The organism is Shigella sp. SIG3 (assembly GCF_053555855.1).
Genome location: NZ_JBQZXE010000223.1, coordinates 1 through 1,927, shown reverse-complemented (window position 1 = coordinate 1,927; position 1,927 = coordinate 1). Strand labels below are relative to the sequence as shown.

General features: G+C 47.7%; 2 protein-coding genes. Both read right to left on the bottom strand.

Annotated elements, in window-relative coordinates; translation table 11 throughout:
* Positions 1–93: 93 nt before the first annotated feature.
* Positions 94–1,506, bottom strand: coding sequence for a pyruvate kinase PykF (pykF, locus tag ACUU1I_RS20340; protein WP_005050332.1), 1,413 nt, complete (start codon positions 1,504–1,506; stop codon positions 94–96).
* Between the two features lie 7 nt (positions 1,507–1,513).
* Positions 1,514–1,708 carry a protein YnhH gene (gene ynhH / locus ACUU1I_RS20335; protein ID WP_240806354.1) on the bottom strand — a complete coding sequence of 65 codons (195 nt, stop codon included), beginning with the start codon at positions 1,706–1,708 and terminating at the stop codon, positions 1,514–1,516.
* Positions 1,709–1,927: the final 219 nt, after the last annotated feature.

Genomic DNA, 1,927 nt, shown 5'->3' with positions numbered 1-1,927 from the left:
CGATTTGATTTTTTATTGCTTCTGGTTATCGATTAAATAAAAAAAGCGCCCATCAGGGCGCTTCGATATACAAATTAATTCACAAAAGCAATATTACAGGACGTGAACAGATGCGGTGTTAGTAGTGCCGCTCGGTACCAGTGCACCAGAAACCATAACTACGACGTCACCTTTGTGTGCCAGACCGCTCTGCAGAGCCAGTTCTTTACCCAGACGGTAGAAATCATCAGTAGAAGTGATCTCTTTAACCAGCTGCGGCACAACGCCTTTGCTCAGTACCAACTGATGAGCCGTTTTTTCGTTGGTGGTCAGTGCCAGGATGGTGGCATCCGGGAAGTATTTACGTACTGCGCGAGCAGATTTACCGCCCTGGGTAGCAACCACGATCAGCGGAGCATCCAGTTTTTCAGCAGTTTCAACGGCACCACGGCATACCGCTTCGGTGATGCGCAGTTTACGGTTGTCATTGTTGAACTCGAGACGGCTGTTCATCACGCGGTCGGTACGTTCGCAGATGGTCGCCATGATAGAAACCGCTTCCAGCGGGTATTTACCTTTTGCGGATTCACCAGACAGCATCACTGCGTCAGTACCGTCGAGGATGGCGTTTGCAACGTCACCGGCTTCTGCGCGAGTCGGGCGTGGGTTTTTGATCATGGAATCCAGCATCTGGGTCGCAGTGATAACGACTTTACGTGCACGGATACATTTTTCGATCATCATCTTCTGGGCGAAGATAACTTCTTCTACCGGGATTTCTACACCCAGGTCGCCACGCGCAACCATGATGCCGTCAGAGGCTTCGAGGATTTCGTCGAAGTTGTTGAGGCCTTCCTGGTTTTCGATTTTGGAGATGATGTGGATGTTTTCGCCGCCGTGCGCTTTCAGGTGCTCACGGATTTCGATAACGTCAGAACGCTTACGAATAAAGGAAGCAGCAACAAAGTCTACGCCTTTTTCGCAACCAAAGATCAGGTCCTGTTTGTCTTTTTCAGCCAGTGCTGGCAGAGCAATGGAAACGCCAGGCAGGTTCACACCTTTGTTTTCGCCCAGGTCACCGTTGTTCAGCACTTTACAGATAACTTTGTTACCTTCAATGGCGGTAACTTCCATACCGATCAGACCATCGTCAACCAGTACGGTGTTGCCAACAGACAGGTCAGTAGTGAAACCTTCATACGTTACCGCAACCATTTCGCTGTTGCCGATAACAGATTTATCAGTGGTGAAAGTAAAGGTCTGACCAGCTTTCAGAGAAACATCGTTACCGCCTTCCAGTTTCATGGTGCGGATTTCCGGACCTTTGGTATCAAGCAGGATAGCGGCGGTTTTACCAGTTTTGCTCATCACGTTGCGCAGATTCTGAATGCGCTGACCGTGTTCTGCATAGTCACCATGAGAGAAGTTCAGACGCATAACGTTCATGCCAGCGTCCAGCATTTTAGCTAACATCTCTTCAGATTCGGTTTTCGGTCCGATGGTGCAAACAATTTTGGTCTTTTTCATGACAGTCTTAGTCTTTAAGTTGAGAAGGATGGGAGAAACTTGCTTTCTGGGCGCACTGCCGGAAAGCGAATCCGGTATTACGAAAGTGGTGGTGCCTCGCTCTAAGGATAGGTGACATCGAAAAAGCGTGCAGAGGAATGTGTGCTTGTGTCTCAGCCCAACGTGAGTGCCTGTTTTTGAGTCGTTGAGTTCTACAGTCCAAAGTGCTGAAACCATTCAAGAGTCAATTGGCGCGCATTATACGCTGAAATTAATCCAAAAGGAAAACAAAAACAGCGTTTCAAAAAATATACAACTTGTTAGACAATAAATTGTTATCAAAGATTTAACGTTCCAGGGAAAAGGTTACGCAAAAACTTCGCTGTTTGCGCAACGTCTGGTGCCGAAGTTGTCAGTGTGAGGATAAGTGAAAGTTCATCCG

Bases quoted from the DNA above. Each gene is read 5' to 3' on its own strand.
- pykF (WP_005050332.1), bottom strand. From the start codon at position 1,506: ATGAAAAAGACCAAAATTGTTTGCACCATCGGACCGAAAACCGAATCT.